13 protein-coding genes are annotated in these 18,720 nt (G+C 71.9%); 2 read left to right on the forward strand and 11 right to left on the reverse strand.

The window, feature by feature from the left end; all coding sequences use genetic code 11:
• Nucleotides 1-126 precede the first annotated feature (126 nt).
• Together ABZ371_RS07580 and ABZ371_RS07585 are read left to right on the forward strand one after the other, a co-directional pair.
• A complete protein-coding gene (locus ABZ371_RS07580; protein WP_358674921.1) occupies nt 127-936 on the forward strand; it encodes a DUF4097 family beta strand repeat-containing protein in 810 nt (269 codons plus the stop codon).
• A 234-nt stretch (nt 937-1,170) separates the two neighbouring features.
• On the forward strand, nt 1,171-1,752 hold the full coding sequence (locus ABZ371_RS07585) for an MSMEG_1061 family FMN-dependent PPOX-type flavoprotein (RefSeq protein WP_358674923.1): 582 nt from the start codon (nt 1,171-1,173) through the stop codon (nt 1,750-1,752).
• Between the two features lie 37 nt (nt 1,753-1,789).
• On the opposite strand, the gene ABZ371_RS07590 is transcribed toward ABZ371_RS07585, so the two are convergent.
• The 11 genes from ABZ371_RS07590 to ABZ371_RS07640 form a co-directional block, all read right to left on the reverse strand.
• Nucleotides 1,790-3,193: a hypothetical protein gene (locus ABZ371_RS07590; protein WP_358674926.1), complete on the reverse strand. Its 1,404-nt coding sequence runs from the start codon at nt 3,191-3,193 to the stop codon at nt 1,790-1,792.
• 114 nt (nt 3,194-3,307) lie between these two features.
• Nucleotides 3,308-6,394: a glycoside hydrolase family 3 N-terminal domain-containing protein gene (locus tag ABZ371_RS07595; RefSeq protein ID WP_358674929.1), complete on the reverse strand. Its 3,087-nt coding sequence runs from the start codon at nt 6,392-6,394 to the stop codon at nt 3,308-3,310.
• Between the two features lie 212 nt (nt 6,395-6,606).
• A complete protein-coding gene (locus ABZ371_RS07600) occupies nt 6,607-8,019 on the reverse strand; it encodes a GH1 family beta-glucosidase (RefSeq protein ID WP_358674932.1) in 1,413 nt (470 codons plus the stop codon).
• A gap of 50 nt (nt 8,020-8,069) precedes the next feature.
• Nucleotides 8,070-9,056, reverse strand: coding sequence for an ABC transporter ATP-binding protein (locus tag ABZ371_RS07605; RefSeq protein ID WP_358674934.1), 987 nt, complete (start codon nt 9,054-9,056; stop codon nt 8,070-8,072).
• Entirely contained in the window at nt 9,053-10,138 is a 1,086-nt protein-coding gene (locus ABZ371_RS07610) for an ABC transporter permease (protein WP_358674937.1), read from the reverse strand. The genes ABZ371_RS07605 and ABZ371_RS07610 overlap by 4 nt, the downstream gene beginning before the upstream one ends.
• Nucleotides 10,139-10,142: 4 nt before the next feature.
• Nucleotides 10,143-11,123: an ABC transporter permease gene (locus tag ABZ371_RS07615; RefSeq protein WP_358674940.1), complete on the reverse strand. Its 981-nt coding sequence runs from the start codon at nt 11,121-11,123 to the stop codon at nt 10,143-10,145.
• Nucleotides 11,120-12,175 carry an ABC transporter ATP-binding protein gene (locus ABZ371_RS07620; RefSeq protein WP_358674943.1) on the reverse strand — a complete coding sequence of 352 codons (1,056 nt, stop codon included), beginning with the start codon at nt 12,173-12,175 and terminating at the stop codon, nt 11,120-11,122. The genes ABZ371_RS07615 and ABZ371_RS07620 overlap by 4 nt, the downstream gene beginning before the upstream one ends.
• A gap of 19 nt (nt 12,176-12,194) precedes the next feature.
• A complete protein-coding gene (locus ABZ371_RS07625) occupies nt 12,195-13,874 on the reverse strand; it encodes an ABC transporter substrate-binding protein (RefSeq protein WP_358674946.1) in 1,680 nt (559 codons plus the stop codon).
• A 197-nt stretch (nt 13,875-14,071) separates the two neighbouring features.
• Complete coding sequence (locus tag ABZ371_RS07630) at nt 14,072-15,046, reverse strand: LacI family DNA-binding transcriptional regulator (protein ID WP_358674949.1); 975 nt, start codon at nt 15,044-15,046, stop codon at nt 14,072-14,074.
• 1,151 nt (nt 15,047-16,197) lie between these two features.
• Nucleotides 16,198-17,805, reverse strand: a complete 1,608-nt coding sequence (gene cimA / locus ABZ371_RS07635; protein WP_358674952.1) for a citramalate synthase — start codon at nt 17,803-17,805, stop codon at nt 16,198-16,200.
• 279 nt (nt 17,806-18,084) lie between these two features.
• Nucleotides 18,085-18,720, reverse strand: a complete 636-nt coding sequence (locus ABZ371_RS07640; protein WP_358674955.1) for a TetR family transcriptional regulator C-terminal domain-containing protein — start codon at nt 18,718-18,720, stop codon at nt 18,085-18,087.

An 18,720-nucleotide genomic window follows, 5' to 3' on the forward strand; every position in this document is an offset into this window, starting at 1 on the left:
GGGGTGGCCGGATGCCGTCGCACGGCTCCGGCCACCCCTGCCCGCGGACCCTGCCGACCCTCCCGTACGCGACGGCCGTTCGCCCCCGGTGCTATAGGCGGCCCGGGCGGGGGAAGGCGAGCGGACATGGACATCACGGGTTTCAGACATGCGGGGCGATGGGCCGCACTGCTGGCGGTCGTCCCCGTCGTGGCGGCGTGCGGCGGGGATCCCGGCCCACGACCTGACGGGGCGCCGGGCGGAGCACCGCCCGCGCTGGCGCAGGGAACGCAACTGGTGATCACGACCGGCAACGGCGTACGCCTGCGGCCGGCCGACGACGACCGGGTGGCGCTCCCGGACGGGCACACCCACAGCCGCTGGTCCCACCACGACGAGACCTGGGTCCTCGACCTGTCCTGTCCGCGGCACGAGGACCGTGCGGACCACGAGGACCGTGCGGAGGACGACGGCCGTGCGGAGGACGGTGGGGACTGCCCCCGCATGCCGGTGATCGGCGTCCCCGCCGGTGTGTCCGTCACGGTCACCGCCCGGAACGCGGGGATCGACGCGGTGGGGATCGACGCGGGGCTGGATCTGACCACCGTGAACGGGGACGTGACGGTCGCCCGGTCCGGTGTGCAGGACGCCACCGTCCGGCTGGTCACCCGCAACGGCTCCGTCCGGGCGGGCACGCTGCGTTCGGAGCGCCTGCACGCCGAGACCGTCAACGGGGACGTGACGCTCGGCAGTGCCACCTCCCCCTCGCGTCTCACCGCCACCACGACCAACGGCTCGGTGCGGGTCGCCCTGCCCGACCGGGTGCCCGCCTACAAGGTCGCGGCGACGACGCGGAACGGCCGGACCTCGGTGGGCGTCCCCGTCTCCACGGAGCGCAAGGGCCATGATATGACACTCGCCACCGTCAACGGGGACGTGACCGCGACCCGCGACTGACACGGCGGTCACAGGTGCACCACCGCGCAGCCCCGGCCACCGCACGGCGCGACCGAGCACCCCCGGCCACCGCACGGCGGCCGCGGTCCGCCCCGGTGCGGGTCGCGGGCCCGCCCGGGTTCCGTCCCGTGGGCAGTACCCCCGCACGGAGGAGCGCGGGTCACAAGTAAGGTGACCCTAATAACGCGAGGCCGGCGTCCGCCGCCGTCCGCTCCCGAGGTACGGAGACCCCCCTTGTCGAACGCCGTGGCCGAGGCCGCCCCCGCTCCCGCCGGGGACCCGCTGTCCGGAGCCGTACCCCTGCGGTCGGCGGAGCAGTTGCGCGAGATACTCGGCGTCCCGTGGCCCCTCGTCATCGACAAGGTGCACGACGAGCTGACCGACGCCGACCTCGGTCTGCTGGCCCGGGCGCCCTTCTGCGCGGTGTCCACCTCCGACGCCGAGGGCAACTGCGACACGTCCCCGCGCGGCGGCGAGCCGGGCTTCACCCTCGCCCTGGACAGACGCACCCTCGCCCTCCCCGACCTGCCGGGCAACCGGCGCGGGGACAGCTTCCACAACAACCTGGCCAACCCGCACGTCGGCCTGCTCTACCTGATACCCGGCTCGACGACCGTGCTGCGGGTCAACGGCCGGGCCCGCATCCTCACGGACGCCCCGTTCTTCGCCGCGATGGCGGTCAAGGGGCGCCGCCCCGACCTGGCCCTGGTCGTGGAGATCGACGAGATCTACCTGCACTGCCCCGCCTCGCTCAAGCGGGCGGGCATGTGGGCCCCGGACACCTGGGAGGGTGCTGCCGCAACGCGCTCCGTCTGAGCGACGGCCGGGGCGTCCGCCCGCCCGCGAACTCCGGTCAGAAGCCGCCCCCGCCGTCGAACCCGCCGCCGCCTCTGAAGCCGCCGCCGCCTCCGAAGCCGCCGCCGTCTCCGAAGCCGCCGCCGTCCCCGCCGCCGAAGCCGCCCGCGTCGAAGTCGGAACCGGAGAAGTCACCACCGCCCCAGTCCCCGCCCCCGAAGTCGCCGCCGCCGTACTCGGCCGCGTAGGCGGGGGTCGACAGCATCGAGCCGAGCATCGTGCCGACGAGCAGACCCGGCAGGAGGCCGCCGCCGAAGTAGCCGCCCGCCCACGGCCCGTAGGCGGGGCCCGCCTCCCAGTACGGGCGCCGGCGGCCGTCACCGATGTCGACCGTGCGGCTCATCGGGTCGTCGCCCTCACGGAGCCGGACCTCGTCCGCCGCGCAGACCGGGACCTCGCGCGACGCGCCTCCGGACGGCGTCCACAGGACGTCGGTGACGGAGGGGCCGTGGCGGGGGTCGAAGAAGCACGGCGGGCGACGGGCGGGCAGCTCGCGGTGCTTGCGGCGGGCGTCCAGGACGGCGAGGGAGAAGCGGCCGTCCTCCAGCGCCTCGGTGACCGCGCGCACGTCGGAGGGGTGCCGGGCGCTGCCCATCCGGGACTTGGCGTCCTCGTACGAGTCGAGCGCGCGCTCGTAGTCGGCGCGCATGGCGTCGTCGGCACCCGGCTCCGCGGGATGGAAGTCGAGCCGGTCCAGGGCCTCGCCGTAGGCGGTGATGTCCTCGTCCACGACGACGCGCAGCCGTTCGAGCGCGGCCTGCTCCTCCGCCTCCTTGCGCTTCCTGCTGCGGCGGGAGACGGCGTAGACACCGCCTCCGCCGACGAGGACCAGTCCGCCGAGGACGATCAGCCCGGCCACGGGGGCCGCGCTCGCGCCCCTGTCCTGCGCGCCGCCTCCGGACCACGAGGCGGGGGCGCTGCCCCTGGCCTGCTCGACGGCGCGGTCGACGAACGCGTCGAGCTGGGTGGCCGCGTCCGTGCCGGTGCCGGGGGCCTTGACGGCACCGGTGAGGTTCGCGACCGCGCGGGTCGGCATCACCTGCGGGTCCGCGCCCGCGTTGAAGCCGTCACCGAGGCGGACGGCGTAGACACCGGTGATCCCGGTGTCGCTGCGCAGGTCACGCAGGAGGGTCTGCGGCGGGAAGTCGGAGGTCGCCGGGAGCACGGCCACGAAGACCGGCTTGTCGGCGTCCTTGATCTTTTTCTCCAGGGCGTCCGCCTGCGAGGCGGAGAGCTGGTCGGCAGCCGCCGGATCGACGTACACGGGCCCCTGGCGCAGGGCCCGGGCCGCGTCGTCGATCGTGGAGGTGGCGGCCGGGACGGCGGGGGACATGGCCAGCACGGCCGCCGACAGGATCAGCAGCAGGCCGGCCCAGAGGGGGACGAGCAGCCTCGTGCGCATACTCCGAAAGTAACCCGGATGGGCGGCGAACGCGCCGCCCATCCGGGTCCTTCCACCGCGTATGCGACTGACACCGTGCGGTGCCCACTGCTCACACCGCGCGGTACGCGCTGCTCACACCGCGCGGTACGCGCTACGCAGCTCGGCCACCGCCCCCGTAAGGTCGCCGGTGAGCAGGAGGTGGTCGGCCTCGGCGAACGGCTTGGACACCGCCTGCGTCAGCTTCCCGCCGGTCCGCTGCTGGACCAGCAGCCGGGCCTGGTCCACGATCGCCTTGCCCGCCGGGGTCCTCCCGAGTCCCGCCTTCTCCGCGAGGTGGGCGGTGACGGCGAGGGCGGCGAGGGTGGCCTCTCCGCCCGCGGGCGCCTTCTTCAGGGTGGTGAGCCCCCAGCCGTACGGGAACTGCGGGTCGTACGCCGTGTCGCCGACGTTCACCGGCAGCTGCGACTCGGACCTCGGCCAGGTCACCGGGAGCTGTCCGGTGAAGGCCCGCTTGCCGTAGAGCACGTCGGCGACGCCGTCGCCCTCGGTGCCCGGCAGCCAGGAGGCGACCAGTGCGTCGATGTCCCCGAGCCGGTCGCCGATGAGCTGCGGGCGGCCGGAGACGACGAGGACGGCGCACTTCATCGCCGCGCAGACGGTGTCGACGGCCTTCTTGTCGGCGTCGGTGAGTTCCAGGTCGTGCCCGTTGCCGACGTCGCCGATGCCCTCGGCGTACGGCTTCTCGCCGACGACCACGACGCCGGCGTCGTAGCCCTCGGTCGGGGCGGAGGCGTCCTTGGAGTACGTCGCCGAGGAGGTGTTCTTCTCGATGCCCTCAAGGATCGTCGTACCCGTGGTGGTGGCACCGGAGCCACCCTGCCAGCTGACGGTCCAGCCGCCGGCCTGGTTGCCGAGGTCGTCGGCGTTGGAACCGGCGACGTAGACCTTCTGCGACGCCTTGAGGGGGAGCACGGCGCCGTCGTTCTTCAGGAGCACCTGCGACTTGGCGGCGGCCTCGCGGGCGACCGCGCGGTGTGCGGCCGAGCCGACGCCGTCCAGGTTCGACGTGTCCGCGTACGGCTTCTCGAAGAGGCCGAGGCGGAACTTCTGGGTCAGGATCCGGGAGACCGCGTCGTCGATCCGGGCCTGCGTGATCCGGCCCGCGGTGACCTCGTCCTGGAGGGTCCTGGTGAAGTCCTGGTAGGCCGTCGGGACCATGATCATGTCGAGTCCGGCGTTGACCGACGTGCGGACGTCGCTGGCGTAGTCGCCGGGGATCTGGTCGATGGCCTGCCAGTCGCTGATGACGAAGCCCTCGAAGCCCATCCGGTCCTTGAGGACACCGTTGATCATCTCGGCGTTCGCGTGCATCTTCACCGGCCCGGCGTCGTCACCGATGACGTCCAGCGAGGAGTACGACGGCATGACCGTGCCGACGCCCCGCTTCACGGACTCGGCGAACGGGGCGAGGTGGACCGCTTCCAGCTCCTCGCGGGTGACCTTGGTGACGCCCTGGTCGATGGTGTACGAGCCGGTGGTGGACGAGCCGAACTCCGTGCCGCCGTCGCCGACGAAGTGCTTGGCGCTGGCCAGCACCTTGTCGTTCCGGTCGAGGTCCCTGCCGGAGGCGTGGCCCTGCATGCCGGTGATGACGGTCTCCATCGACTCGACGAGTGCCGGGTCCTCGCCGTAGGCCTCGTAGGAGCGGCCCCAGCGCTCGTCACGGGTGACGCACAGGCAGGGGGCGAAGTCCCACGGGATGCCGGTGGCGCGCACCTCGCTCGCGGTGACCGCGCCGGTCCTGCCGGCGAGCTGCGGGTCGCGGGTGGCGCCGACGCCTATGTTGTGCGGCATGATCGTCGAGCCGATGACGTTGTTGTGGCCGTGCACCGCGTCCACGCCGTAGATCAGCGGGATCTGGAAGCGGGTGGCCCGGGCGCGCAGCTGGTAGGCGTCGACCATCTTGGCCCAGGCGGCCGCCGTGTTCGGGGTCGGGACGGATCCGCCGCCGGAGAGCAGCGAACCGAGGTCGTACGCGGCGATGTCACCCTGCGACTTCAGCGCGTTGCGCTCGGCCTGGGTCATCTGGCCGGCCTTCTCGGCCGGGGACATCCGCGCCAGCAGGTCGGCGACGCGCTTCTTCACCGGGAGCTTCGCGTCCTGGTACGGGAGCCCGTGGGCGTCGATGACGACCTGCGGGTTCTCCTTGGGCGGCTTGGCCCCGGTGACCGTGAGCTCCAGGGGGACCGTCTCCGCCGCTTCGGCGCCCCTGTCCTTCGTGGTGGCCACGGAGACGGTGTGCGTGGTGCCGGAGGCGGTGCCCGCCGGGAAGGTGTGCGTGCCGCTTACGGGCCTGTAGTCCTTGCCGGCCTCGGCGCTGCCGCCCCGGGTGGTGTAGGTGACGGTGACGGGCTCCTCGATGGGAACGGAGCCGGTGGTGGCGACGGAGATCCTGATGTCCGCGGTGCCGCCCTCCTTCACCGTGTGGACCGCGGAGTCGACGACGACGCTCGACTTCAGGGCCGGGTCGGCCTTTCCGTACAGCTCGACGGCGTCCATGGCGAAGGACCCGGGGGCGCCGGTCGGCAGCGTGAGCGCGTAGCCCCACATCTCGTTCAGGCCGAGGACCTGGTCGATGCCGCCTACGGGCTGGTAGTCGGCCCGGTAGACGAACTCCGCGAAGGGGATCTCGACCTGGTGCCAGCCCTCCCAGTCGTCGGTGAACGACGTCGTCCACAGCTCGGACGCGCCGCCGTTGGCGCCGCCGTCCTTGATCTCGAAGTTGATCCGCTTGCCGGAACCGGGCGGCAGCGGCGCCTTGTTCTGCCCGTACCACCAGAAGCGGATGCCCTTGTGCGCGGTCCAGTCCCTCGGCGGCTGGTCCACCGCGAACTCGTGGCTCAGCCCGCCCCAGGCGCTGATGTCGTAGGTGCCCTGGAGGACCTTGGCGCCCTCGGGGGCGTCGGCGCGCTCGGCGAACTCCAGCTTCGGCTGGTCGTCCGCGTCGCCGCCCCAGGTGAAGAGGGCGTCGGCGGGCGGGTTGCCGAGCGGGACCTCGCCCTCGAAGCGGTCGACGAGGACCGGTGCCGGCTCGTCCCCCTCGGCCGCCGAGCTGGTCGCGGCTCCGGCGAGGAGCCCGGCGAGGACGGTGACGGCGGCGAGCGCTGCCGTGGCCGGTCTCGCCCGGTGACGTACGCGGGCGTGCGGTGTGCGTGGCATGTACGGCTCTCTTCCGTGAGGTCCGGCGTTGCTTTCGGTTCCGGCGCCGCTCGGGTTCCGGCGTTGCTTCCGGTTCCGGGGCTGCTCCGGCTTTCGGTTCCGGGGTTGCTCCGGTTCGGCCCGGCCCGCACCCGGTCGGCCTCCGCCGCGGCGCCGTGACCGGGCCGCGTGCCCCTGTCCCGGCCGGCCGTGCGCGGGTGCCGCCGGGCGGGTCAGTCGGTGCGCGCTTCCCGGGTGAGGCGGATGGTGTCGCGGTACCACTTCGCGCTGTCCTTGAGCGTCCGCAGCTGCGTGTCGTAGTCGACGCGGACGATGCCGAACCGCTTGTCGTAGCCGTAGGCCCACTCGAAGTTGTCCATCAGCGACCAGGCGAAGTAGCCCCGGACGTCGGCGCCCTGCCGGCGGGCCTCGGCCATGGCGGCGATGTGGTCGGCGAGGTAGGCGGTGCGGTCGGTGTCGGGCACGGAGCCGTCGGCGGCCACGGTGTCGTCGAACGCGGCCCCGTTCTCGGTGATGACGGTCGGCAGCGCGTAGTCGCGCTGGAGCCGCAGCAGGAGATCGGTCAGCTCGGTCGGGGTGATCTCCCAGTCCATGGCGGTGCGGGGCAGGTCGCGCTCCACCCCGCGGACGACGGGCAGGCCGTCGTCGCCGGTCGGCGATCCGTCCTCGGTGACGCCGGAGAACAGGGCGCCCCGGTAGAAGTTGACGCCGAGGACGTCGAGGGGCGTGGCGATGGCGGCGAGGTCGCCGTCCTGGACGGGCAGTTCGATGCCCTGGGCCGCCAGGTCCGCCACGACGTCCTGCGGGTAGCGGCCGTGGACGATCGGGTCGAGGTAGAGGCGGGTGCCCATGCCGTCGGCCCGGCGGCAGGCCTCCCGGTCCGCCTCGCTGCCGGTCTCCGGGGTGGCCGTGCCGAGGTTGAGGGTGATGCCGAGCTCCAGCGGGTTGCCGCCCGCCGCCTCGCGCATCCGCCCGGCGGCGAGACCGTGGCCCAGGAGCAGGTGGTGGACGGCACCCATGGCGTCGCCCAGGTCGGTGCGGCCGGGGGCGTGGGCCCCGTAGGCGTAGCCGAGCATCGCCGAGCACCACGGCTCGTTCAGCGTCGTCCAGTGTTCGACCCGGTCGCCGAGTGCCTCGTACGCGAGCATGGCGTAGTCGGCGAAGCGCAGGGCGGTGTCGCGGGCCGGCCAGCCGCCGGCGTCCTCCAGCTCCTGCGGCAGGTCCCAGTGGTAGAGGGTGATCCAGGGGGTGACACCCCTGCCCCGGAGCTCGTCGACGAGCCGCTTGTAGAAGTCGAGGCCCTTGGCGTTGGCCGGGCCACGGCCGCCCGGCTGGATACGCGGCCAGGCGAGCGAGAAGCGGTAGGTGTCGACGCCGAGGCCCGCGATGAGCTCCACGTCCTCGGGCATCCGGTGGTAGTGGTCGCAGGCCACGTCCCCGTGCTCCCCGTTGTGCACGGCCCCCGGCACCCGGCAGAAGGTGTCCCAGATCGACGGGGTGCGGCCGTCCTCGGCTGCCGCACCCTCGATCTGGTACGAGGAGGTGGCCACACCCCAGCGGAAGCCGGCGGGGAGTCCCCGGACGGCGGCGGGCTGCAGGCTGCTGCGAGGGGTGACGAGGTTCATGGCTCTCCGTAACTCCGGTTCGTCCTGTGGGGGCGTGCGTCGGGAAGCGGTCAGTGGTGCAGCCAGCAGGCGGCCTCGCGGTCCTCGCCGGCGACCGGTGGGGCGAGGACCGGCACCCGCTGGGCGCACGGCTCGAACGCCTTGCCGCAACGGGGGTGGAAGGCACAGCCGGTGGGCATCGCGGACAGGTGCGGGGGCGAGCCGGGGATCCCGGTGAGCTCCCGGCGGGGGCCGTGGAGGGCCGGGAAGGAGTGCAGGAGGCCCTCGCTGTAGGGGTGGCGGGGGTCGCGGTAGATCTCCGCGGCGCCCGCCTGCTCCACGATCCGCCCGCCGTACATGATCGCGATGCGGTCGGAGAACTCGATGAGCAGCGAGATGTCGTGGGTGATGAACACGACCGAGAAGGAGAGGCGCTCCCGCAGTTCGACGAGCTTGCGCAGGATCTGCCGCTGCATGACGACGTCGAGGGCGGTGGTCGGCTCGTCCATGATGACGATCTCGGGTTCCAAGGCGAGTGCCATCGCGATCATCACGCGCTGGCGCATGCCGCCGGAGAGCTGGTGCGGGTAGGCGGCGAGCCGGTCGGCGGAGATCCCGACGAGGCTGAGCAGTTCCTCGGCCCGCGCGGTCCGCTCGGCGGCCCGCATGCCGGGGCGGTGCGCGGTGAGGACGTCGGTGAGCTGGCTGTGGACGGTGTGCACCGGGTTCAGCGAGTTCATCGCCCCCTGGAACACGATGGACAGCTCCTGCCACCGGAACGCCCGCAGTTCGTCCGCGCTCAGGGCGAGGATGTCGACGGCCTCGCCGCCCGGCCGGTGGTAGTGGACGTCGCCGCCGGTGATCACCCCGGGCGGGGAGAGCAGCCGGGTGACGGCGTACGCCAGCGTGGACTTGCCCGAGCCCGACTCGCCGGCCAGGCCGAGGACTTCACCGCGGTGCAGGGTGAGGTCGATGTCCCGCAGGGCGCGGACGCCGCTCGCGCCGGTGCCGTAGTCGACGTTCAGGCCGCTGATGGTGAGGATCGGCTCGGCGGTCATGCGCTCTTCTCCTTGCCGGCCTTGCCGGTCTGTGCGGACACCTCGGTGTTGCCGGGTGCGGCGGGGTCCGGGGCCGTGCCGCCACGGGCCACCGGGGTGAAGCCGGGCGGCACGGGCCCCTCGGGGGCGGCGGCACGGGCGACGGGCGTGAAGCCGACCCGCATGCGGACCGTGCGGGACGCGCCCGTGGCGGTGCGCAGACGCGGGTTGACGAACTCGTCGATGCCGAAGTTGATGAGGGAGAGGGCGGTGCCCAGCAGGGCGATGCACAGGCCGGCGGGGACGAACCACCACCAGGCGCCCTGGGCGAGGGCCTGGTTGGACTGGGCCCAGAAGAGCACGGTGCCCCAGTTCCAGTGGGAGATGTCGGCCACGCCGATGAACGCGAGGGTGATCTCCGAGAGGATCGCGAAGATGACGGTGCCGACGAAGCCGGACGCGATGACGGCGGTGAGGTTCGGCATGACCTCGAAGATGATGATCCGCCAGGTGGACTCACCGGTGGCCCGCGCCGCCTCCACGTAGTCGCGGCGCCGGAGCGACAGCGTCTGGGCACGCAGCACGCGTGCCCCCCAGGCCCAGGAGGTGAGGGCGATGACGGCGGCGATCAGCAGGTCCCCGGTGTCCTCGACGAAGCTCGCGATGATGATGATCAGCGGCAGGCCGGGGATCACGAGGAAGATGTTGGAGAGCATCGAGAGGATCTCGTCGGCGGCCCCGCCGAGGAAGCCGGCGCTGACCCCGATGAGGACGGACAGCACGGTCGCCAGGATCCCGGCGAGGAATCCCACCAGCAGCACGCCGCGGGTGCCGACGAGGATCTGCGAGAGGACGTCCTGCCCGGTCTGCGTCGTACCGAACCAGTGGTCGCCGGACGGCGGTTGCAGCAGCTGGTCGCTCATCGCGTCCGGGTCGTACGGGGCGAGCCAGGGGCCCGCCACGGCGATGAGCACGAAGAAGGCGAGGATCAGCAGTCCGGTGCGGGTCTTCCCGCCGCGCAGGAAGCGCAGCCGTGCCCGGCCGGTGGCGGCGGGAGTGGGCGGGTCGTCCAGTACGGCGACGTCGGTGGCGGTGACGGCCATGGCGTCATGCCTCCTTACGGGTGCGCGGGTCGAGGAGGGCGTAGGCCATGTCGGCCAGCAGGTTCGCGGCGAGGACGGAGAGCGTGATGATCAGGAAGACGCCCTGCATCAGCGGGTAGTCCTTGGCTCCGACGGCCTGGAAGAGCTGGTAGCCGATGCCCGGGTAGGAGAAGACCATCTCGACCAGCAGGGTGCCGCCGACGATGAAGCCCAGCGAGAGGGCGAAGCCCGAGATGTTGGGCAGGACGGCGTTGCGGGCCGCGTAGGAGAACATCACGCGCCGCTCGGACAGGCCCTTGGCCTGCGCCACCATGACGTAGTCCTCCGAGGAGACGGTCACCATCATGTTGCGCATGCCGAGGATCCAGCCGGCGACGGCGCTGAGCACGATCGTCACCCCCGGGAGCACCCCGTGGTAGAGCGCGCTGGAGACGAACGGCCAGTCGAAGGCCGGGACCAGGGAGTTGTCGTAGCCGCCGGCGGCCGGGAAGACCTGCCACTTCACCGCGAACACCGCGATGGCGATGAGGCCCAGCCAGAAGTACGGGATGGCGGAGATGAAGGTGGTCACGGGCAGCAGCCCGTCCAGCCAGGAACCCCGCCGCCAGCCGCTGTACACGCCGATGCCGGTGCCGAGCAGGAAGCTGATCAGGGTGGTGATGCCGACGAGCGCCAGGGTCCAGGGCAGCGACTGGGAGATCACCTCGCCGACCGGGGTCGGGAAGAAGGTGAAGGACAGGCCGAGGTCGCCGTCGAGCAGGTGGGACCAGTAGTCGGTGTACTGCGACCAGACGGACTGGTTCTCGTCGAGCCCGAACAGCGCCTTCAGGGAGGCGATGGCGCTCGTGTCGAGCTGCCCCTGGTAGCGGCTCATGAGGGCCTCGACCGGGTCGCCGGGCATCAGGCGCGGGATCAGGAAGTTGATGGTGATGGCTGCCCACGCGGTGATCGCGTAGAAGGCGAGCCGCTGGAGGATGTACTTCACTTCGCTGCTCCCTCGGCGGTGGTGCCGTCGTACAGCCAGCAGGCGGCCCACTGGCCGTCCGCCAGGTCGAAGCGCGGCGGCAGCTCGGTGCGGCAGCGTTCCATGGCCTTCGGGCAGCGGGGGTGGAAGCGGCAGCCGGCCGGCGGGGCTATCAGGGAGGGCGGCTCGCCGCTGCCGGTCTCCTCCTGCGCCTCCTCGTCGGCCACCCGGTCGGGGTCCGGCGCGGAGGCGATGAGCAGCTGGGTGTAGGGGTGCGCGGGGTGCTGGGTGACGGTCTCGCTGTCACCGCCCTCGACGATCCGGCCCGCGTACATCACCAGGGTCGTGTCCGCGAAGTAGCGGGCGGACGCGATGTCGTGGGTGATGTAGAGGATCGCCAGGTTCAGGCGTTCCTTCAGGTCGCGCAGCAGGTTGAGGACGCCGAGCCGGATCGACACGTCCAGCATCGACACCGGCTCGTCGGCCAGCAGGACCTGGGGGTCGGCGCCGAGCGCCCGCGCGATCGCGACGCGCTGGCGCTGCCCGCCCGACAGCTCGTGCGGGAACCTGTCCAGGTACTGGTGCGGAGGGGTCAGCTGGACGCGTTCGAGCAGGGCGGACAGGTTCTTCTCCAGGTCCGCCTCCCCGTTGCCCGCCCGGTCGTGGATCCTGAGCGCCCGGGTCAGGTGGTAGCGCACGGTGTGCACCGGGTTCAGTGAGGCGAAGGGGTCCTGGAAGATCAGCTGGACCTGCTTGACGTACGTACGGAAGGACCGGCCACGCCCGGCTCTCACCGCCGTGCCGCCCAGCTCGATCTGCCCCGCGGTGAGCGGGTACAGCTGGGCGAGCAGCCGTGCGACGGTGGACTTGCCCGAGCCGGACTCCCCCACCAGCGCCGTGACGGTGCCGCGCCGGAGCTTCAGCGAGACGTCGTCGACGGCGTGGACGGTGCGGTGTCTGCGGGCGAGGAAGTCGCCGGCGGTGCGCCGTACGGGGAAGTGCTTGGTGACTCCGCGTGCTTCGAGGACCACATCGGTCCCGGTGCTCGCGTGTGCGGACTGTTCGGTGGTCATGGCCGGTTCTTCCCCGTACTTACTTGGCGGGCTCGAGGTTCAGCACGACTTCCAGCGCGTCGGGCTGGGTGTGCTGCGGCGCGGCGTACGGGTCGGCCTCGGTGGGCCAGCCCACCCAGTTCTTCGTCGAGTACTCGGCGCCGATGGGGGCGGCGGCCGTCGGGATGACCGGGGCCTGCTCGACCATGATCTTCTGGAGGGCGTGCATGGCCTTGGTGCGCGCGGCGTCGTCCGTGGCGTTCGCGTACTGCTTGAGCAGCGCGGTGGCCTCCGGGCTCTTGAAGCGGCCGAAGTTGCCGAGCTGGGCGCTCTTGCCGACGGGCTGGAGGATCGCCCCGTCCATGATGTTCTGGTACATGTCGTACGGTGTGGCGCCGCTGTTGGTCCAGTGCAGGGTGGCGTCGAAGTTGCCGGTGGCGACGTCGTTGCCCCATGCCTCCGCGGTCTGCGTCTTGACCTTCGCCTCGATGCCGAGCTGCTTGATGTTGTCCTTGATGATGGAGAGCCCGGTGATGTAGTCGTTCCAGCCGGCCGGGTCGGTGAAGGTGAGCTTCACCGGCTTGCCGCTCGGGTCCTTCAGGACGCCGCCGCTGAGCTTGAAGCCCGCGTCGGCGAGGAGCTTCTTGGCCCCGGCCACGTCGGGCGCGGTGGTGGCGCTCTTGTACTCGGGGGCGATGAACGGCTCACCGGCGGGCAGCGGGATGCCCGTCGGGTTGGTGATCTCCGGGTAGAGGGTCGCCTCCGCCTGGACGTAGATGGCCTTGCGGTCGACGACCATGGCCATGGCCTTGCGCAGCGCGGGGTTGTCGAACGGCTTGCGGGCGGTGTTGAACCACAGTCCGTGGATGCCGAGCCCGGAGGGGAACCAGAGCTTGTGGTTCTTCGGGTCCTTGGCGACGTACAGCTGCTTGTAGTTCGGCATGAAGACGAACGACCACTCGACCTTGCCGTTGGCCAGGGCCGTGGTCGCCGCGCTGTTGTCGTTGTAGGCGGTGTAGCGAAGCTCCTTGACCTTGGTCTCGCCCTTCCAGTACGAGGGCGTGGCGGTCAGCGTGGTGGTCTGCGGGGTGAAGGTCTTCAGCTTGTACGGGCCGGAGCCGACCGGGGTGCGGTTGGGCCAGGTCTCCGGGTTCTCGACCTTCTCCCAGATGTGCTTGGGCACGACGTAGGTCGTGATGATCTTGTTCTGGTTGACGAACTGGGACTCCTTGAAGGTCAGCACGACCTTCTTGCCCTCGACCGTGATCCCGTCGTACGGGATGCCGTTGCCGTTGAGCGCCGGGTGCTTCTTGAGGAGCTCGAAGGTGAACGCGACGTCCGCGGCGGTCAGGGGCTTGCCGTCGGCCCACTTGGCCCGGTCGTCGAGGGTGAAGGTGACCTTCGTGAAGTTGGCCTCCCAGTCCCACGCGGTCGCCAGCCACGGGTCCGCCTTGTCGGTGGGGCGGATCTGGTTCGTCATCGCGAGCGGCTCGTAGATCATGAAGCGGTAGCCGAGCGTGGCGCTCGCCGAGGTCGCGAGGAACGGGTTGCTGTTGTTCGTCTGCGGTCCGTCCGGCTTGCCGAGGGTCAGCACGCCGGAGGCGCCGGCTCCGCCCCCCTTGTTGGCGCCCGAGTTGGCGGACGAGCAGCCGGCGGCGAGCGCGACCACGGCGGTGGCGACTGAGAGCGCTCTCAGAGTGTGGCGACGGCGTACGGACATGGCGACTCCAGAAGGACTGCGGGTCTGGGAGATCCGGGAGGTGGGCAGCGCTCGACGCGCCGGGTAGGGGCAGTGCGGGTGGGGCGGATCGCGCGACAGGCGAGGTGGTGCGGCCGCGCCGGCGGCGCGGGGTGGTGCCGGCGGTGCGGGTCGGGGACTGAGGGACGGGCCCGGGCCGTGGAGCGTGGCCCTGTCCGTTACGGCGCCGAGTGGCGCACGACCAGTTCGGTGGGCAGCACGACCGGACCGTCCGGTACGGCGGTGCCGCCGAGGTGGGAGAGCAGCAGCCGCGCCGCGGCCTCCCCCATGCGGCGTGTGGGCTGGCGCACGGTGGTCAGCGGTGGCTCGGTGTGCTCGGCCATCGGGATGTCGTCGAAGCCCACCACCGCGATGTCGTCGGGCACCCGGCGCCCGGCGGCCCGCAGGGCCCGCAGCACCCCCGCCGCGGTGATGTCGTTGTGTGCGAAGACCGAGTCGAACTCCGCGCCGGACGCGAGGAGTTCCTCCACGGCGAGGCGGCCGGTGCGTTCGGTGAAGTCCCCGCGCACGACGAGGTCGGTGGGCAGGACCGCACGGAACCCCGCGAGCCGTTCGCGTACACAGCCGAAGTGCTCGGGTCCCGTGACGACCAGGGGTCTGGTGCGTCCGCCGGCCCGCAGGTGACGGGCCGCCGACGCGCCCCCCTCGTGATTGGTGGTCACGACGGAGGGGAATTCCGGGTGGTGGCCGCGATCGTCGATGAGCACGATCGGCAGCCCGGACCGGTGCAGTTCGGTGAGGTGGTCGAGGGTGTTCTCCGGCTCGACGACGACGAGTCCGTCGAAGGCGCGCGCCGACACCTGACTGGTGAAGCGTTCCACGGACTCCGCCCCCCGGTTGCAGGTGAACAGCAACAGCCCGTAGTCGGCGGCCTCGATGGTGTCGACGACGCCCTGGAGCAGTTCGCCCATCCACGGCCAGGTCAGCGAGGGCACCAGCATCCCGACCGTGCGGCTGCTGCCGCGGGCCAGTCCGACGGCGCCCGAACTGGGCACATAGCCGAGATGTGCGATCACTTCACGAACACGGGCCGCCGTGGAACCGTCCACTTCGTCCTTGAGGTTGATGACCCGCGACACGGTCGTCTTGCTGACGCCGGCCTCACGGGCGACATCAGCGATGGTGACACGCAACGGGGCCTCCAGGGACAAGGCGGGACAGGGCGGAGCAATCGGACGGCCACGGCTTCGGTACCGGTTCCGCAACCGGTACCGGAACCGGTACCGGCGTTGCGGCTGGAGTTAACCCCGCTGGAACAGAGGCGTCAATACTTCACGTCGAGATTGGTCCGTACCCATGGGCGGTGCGGGCCTGAGGCACCTTGCGTTCAGGAGTTGAAGGGATCCGCACTTGGCAGAACCAGAGCTCCTGGGGGATCGAACTCGGGGAGAGGGGTGGGTTCCTGGAAGGCTGGGTTGCTGGAAGGTGGGGTTGGTGAACGGCTGGGCTCGTGAAGAGTCGGGCTCGTGGCGGGGCATGCTCCTGGGCGGGGCACGCGGAACGGCTCACTCATGACGGCCGGCCCGCCGGCGCACGTCACGCCCCCCGTGGACTCCAGGTGCAGTGCCTCGTCCGCCCGGGCAGGGGCGACGGCGGTACGGGCGCGGCGGCCACGGTGGCTGCGTTCGTGGTCGCCATTGCGGTCGTGGTCGCGATCGCGGTCATGGTCGCGGTCGCGGTCGCGGTCGCGGTCGGCGAGAACACCGACGGGTCCGGGTCACGTCAACTTTCCGACCGCACACGCCCCACAGGACGCACCGTTCCTCACCGCGCAGGTGCTCCGGCTCGACCCGGGGGGCCCACGGTCGCCGCCTCTCGGCGCCGGCCGCGGATGTTGTGGCGCGCGCCGGTCGTCGTGGAGACCACGGGAGAGGCGGCCGCGTGGCCGGGTACGGCACGGTGACCCGTCCGACCGGGCCTCACGCGCCCCGGCACCCATCCGCGCCACCCACGCCGCCGACTCGGCCGTGTCCGACGCGGCGTGTCCGACACGGTCCGGCGTAACCCCCGGCGGCCCCCGGTGGAGCAAAGGGCCTGCTGTACACCTGCAACGGTCCGGGGTGCGCCGTGGACGCACGGCGGGGTGCACGGTTGACGCACGGCCCGGCGCCGGGGGCGTGGTCGACACGGCGGCGGGCACGCGCCCGTCCTGAGAGGCCGTCCCCCGCTCCCGGTGTCCGTACGCGCCGCCGGGGCATGCCCGGGCCACGACGGCGCCGGTCCGGGTCGTGGCGGAACCCCGGGGGACCCCCGAAGGGCCCCGCCGCGATCCGGGCGCGGAGTCCTAGTCGGTGGGCTCGACGCCCGCCCGCAGCAGCCCGTAGGTGTACGCGTCCTCCAGAGCCTGCCAGGAGGCGGCGATGACGTTCTCCGCCACGCCGACCGTCGCCCAGTCGGCCGTGCCGTCGCCGGTGGTGATCAGCACCCGGGTCGTGGACTCGGTGCCTGTGCGGCCCTCCAGGATGCGGACCTTGTAGTCGACCAGTTCGAGCTTGGCCAGCTGCGGGTACATCCGCTCCAGGCCGACGCGCAGGGCCCGGTCCAGGGCGTTGACCGGGCCGTTGCCCTCGGCCGTGGCGACGATGCGCTCACCCTTGGCCCACAGCTTCACGGTCGCCTCGTTGGCGTGGGTGCCGTCGGGGCGGTCCTCGACGATGGCCCGCCAGGACTCGACGCGGAAGTACCGGCGCGGCCTGCCGTCGACCTCGGCGCGCAGCAGCAGTTCGAAGGAGGCGTCGGCCGCCTCGTAGGTGTAGCCCTTGAGCTCACGCTCCTTGACCCGCTCGACGACACGGCCGACGAGAGCCCGGTCGCCGCTCAGGTCGATGCCGAGCTCCTTGCCCTTGAGCTCGATCGAGGCGCGGCCCGCCATGTCGGACACCAGCATCCGCATGGTGTTGCCGACCAGCTCCGGGTCGATGTGCTGGTACAGGTCCGGATCAACCTTGATCGCGGAGGCGTGCAGTCCGGCCTTGTGGGCGAAGGCGGACACGCCCACGTAGGGCTGGTGCGTGGAGGGCGTGAGGTTGACGACCTCGGCGATGGCGTGCGAGATGCGCGTCATCTCGGCGAGCGCGCCCTCGGGCAGGACGGTCTTGCCGTACTTGAGCTCCAGGGCCGCGACGACGGGGAAGAGGTTGGCGTTGCCGACGCGTTCGCCGTACCCGTTGGCGGTGCACTGCACGTGGGTGGCGCCCGCGTCCACGGCGGCCAGGGTGTTGGCGACGGCGCAGCCGGTGTCGTCCTGCGCGTGGATGCCGAGCCGTGCGCCGGTGTCGGCGAGGACGGTGGCGACGACGGCCTGCACCTGGGCGGGGAGCATGCCGCCGTTGGTGTCGCAGAGGATGACCACGTCGGCGCCGGCCTCGGAGGCGGTGCGCACGACCGACTTGGCGTACTCAGGGTTGGCGCGGTAGCCGTCGAAGAAGTGCTCGCAGTCGACGAAGACCCGGCGCCCCCGCTCCCTCAGGTGGGCGACGGTGTCGCGGACCATCTCGAGGTTCTCCTCGAGCGTGGTGCGCAGGGCCAGCTCCACGTGCCGGTCGTGGGCCTTGGCGACGAGGGTGATCACGGGGGCGCCCGACTCCAGGAGCGCCTGGACCTGGGGGTCCTCGGCGGCCTTGCCGCCGGCCCTGCGCGTGGCGCCGAAGGCCACGAGCTGGGCGTGCTCGAAGGTGATCTCCTGCCGGGCGCGGGCGAAGAACTCGGTGTCGCGGGGGTTCGCTCCGGGCCAGCCCCCCTCGATGAAGCCCACGCCGAAGTCGTCCAGGTGCCGGGCGATGGTCAGCTTGTCCGCGACCGTCAGGTTGATGCCTTCACGCTGCGCCCCGTCGCGCAGGGTGGTGTCGAAGACATGGAAACTGTCGTCGGAGGCCGTGGCCTTGGTGGTCATGCTGATCTGACTCCTGTCGGGTGAGCGGATCCGGACGAATCGGCTCCACTTGCCCCCATCATCCCGCGTGCCTCGCCCCGGCCGTGGTGAGGGCCGGAAAACGAAAAAACCCCTCGCGGGTGCGAGAGGTCTGCGCGCGGGTCTGGGGCACGATGTCCGCCTTCGTACGTGGTGGTACGGGGCGGTCACTGCGGACCGGCGCGCCTGCTGCCGATAATCATGGCGGACGAGGACACCTCCGCAGTCTCGCACAGCCCGGACGCCGTGGACCCCCCTGTCTCAGGATGCGGGCGGGCTGTCCGCCGCGCCGCCGGGTGCCGGGAGCGCCTCGTCGACGTACGCGCGCATCTCCTGGAGGACCCGTGCCCGCCCGGTGCCGGGCAGGCCGACGGTGACGTGGACGCTGAACCCGTCCAGGAGGGCCCGCAGCCGGCTCGCCGCCCGCCCGGTGTCGACGGCGCGGAACTCCCCGCGTGCGACCCCTTCGGCCAGCAGTTCCACCAGGTCGCGGTGCCATGCCTCCTCGATCGCAGCCTGCCGGGCACGGGCCTCGCCGTCGGCGTTGCGCGAGCGGTTCCAGACCTCGAGCCAGAGTGTCCAGTGCGGGTCGCCGTCACCGGCGGGGACGTACAGGCCGATGTAGACGTCGAGGCGCTCGCGGACGGTTCCCGGGCCGCCGAGCAGGGCCCTGCGCTCGGCGCCGAGCCGCCCCTCGCTCCACTCCAGGGTCTGCAGCAGCAGTTCGTCCTTGGTGCGGAAGTAGTAGAGGAGGTGGCCGCTGCTCATGTGGACGGCACGGCCCAGTCCGGCCATCGTGAGGCCGTCGAGGCCGCGTTCGGCGACGGTCGCCATCACGGCGGCGAGCACGTCCTCCCGGGGCGGGGCGATGTTGCGGCGGCGCGGGGTGTCGGGCAC

The sequence above is a fragment of the Streptomyces sp. NPDC005899 genome (assembly GCF_040629645.1).
Taxonomy (GTDB): domain Bacteria; phylum Actinomycetota; class Actinomycetes; order Streptomycetales; family Streptomycetaceae; genus Streptomyces.

What these genes read in the sequence shown, in the direction of transcription:
- ABZ371_RS07580 (WP_358674921.1), top strand. Translation starts at nt 127, where the DNA reads ATGGACATCACGGGTTTCAGACATGCGGGGCGATGGGCCGCACTGCTG.
- ABZ371_RS07590 (WP_358674926.1), bottom strand. Translation starts at nt 3,193, where the DNA reads ATGCGCACGAGGCTGCTCGTCCCCCTCTGGGCCGGCCTGCTGCTGATC.
- ABZ371_RS07595 (WP_358674929.1), bottom strand. Translation starts at nt 6,394, where the DNA reads ATGCCACGCACACCGCACGCCCGCGTACGTCACCGGGCGAGACCGGCC.
- ABZ371_RS07600 (WP_358674932.1), bottom strand. Translation starts at nt 8,019, where the DNA reads ATGAACCTCGTCACCCCTCGCAGCAGCCTGCAGCCCGCCGCCGTCCGG.
- ABZ371_RS07605 (WP_358674934.1), bottom strand. Translation starts at nt 9,056, where the DNA reads ATGACCGCCGAGCCGATCCTCACCATCAGCGGCCTGAACGTCGACTAC.
- ABZ371_RS07610 (WP_358674937.1), bottom strand. Translation starts at nt 10,138, where the DNA reads ATGGCCGTCACCGCCACCGACGTCGCCGTACTGGACGACCCGCCCACT.
- ABZ371_RS07620 (WP_358674943.1), bottom strand. Translation starts at nt 12,175, where the DNA reads ATGACCACCGAACAGTCCGCACACGCGAGCACCGGGACCGATGTGGTC.
- ABZ371_RS07625 (WP_358674946.1), bottom strand. Translation starts at nt 13,874, where the DNA reads ATGTCCGTACGCCGTCGCCACACTCTGAGAGCGCTCTCAGTCGCCACC.
- cimA (WP_358674952.1), bottom strand. Translation starts at nt 17,805, where the DNA reads ATGACCACCAAGGCCACGGCCTCCGACGACAGTTTCCATGTCTTCGAC.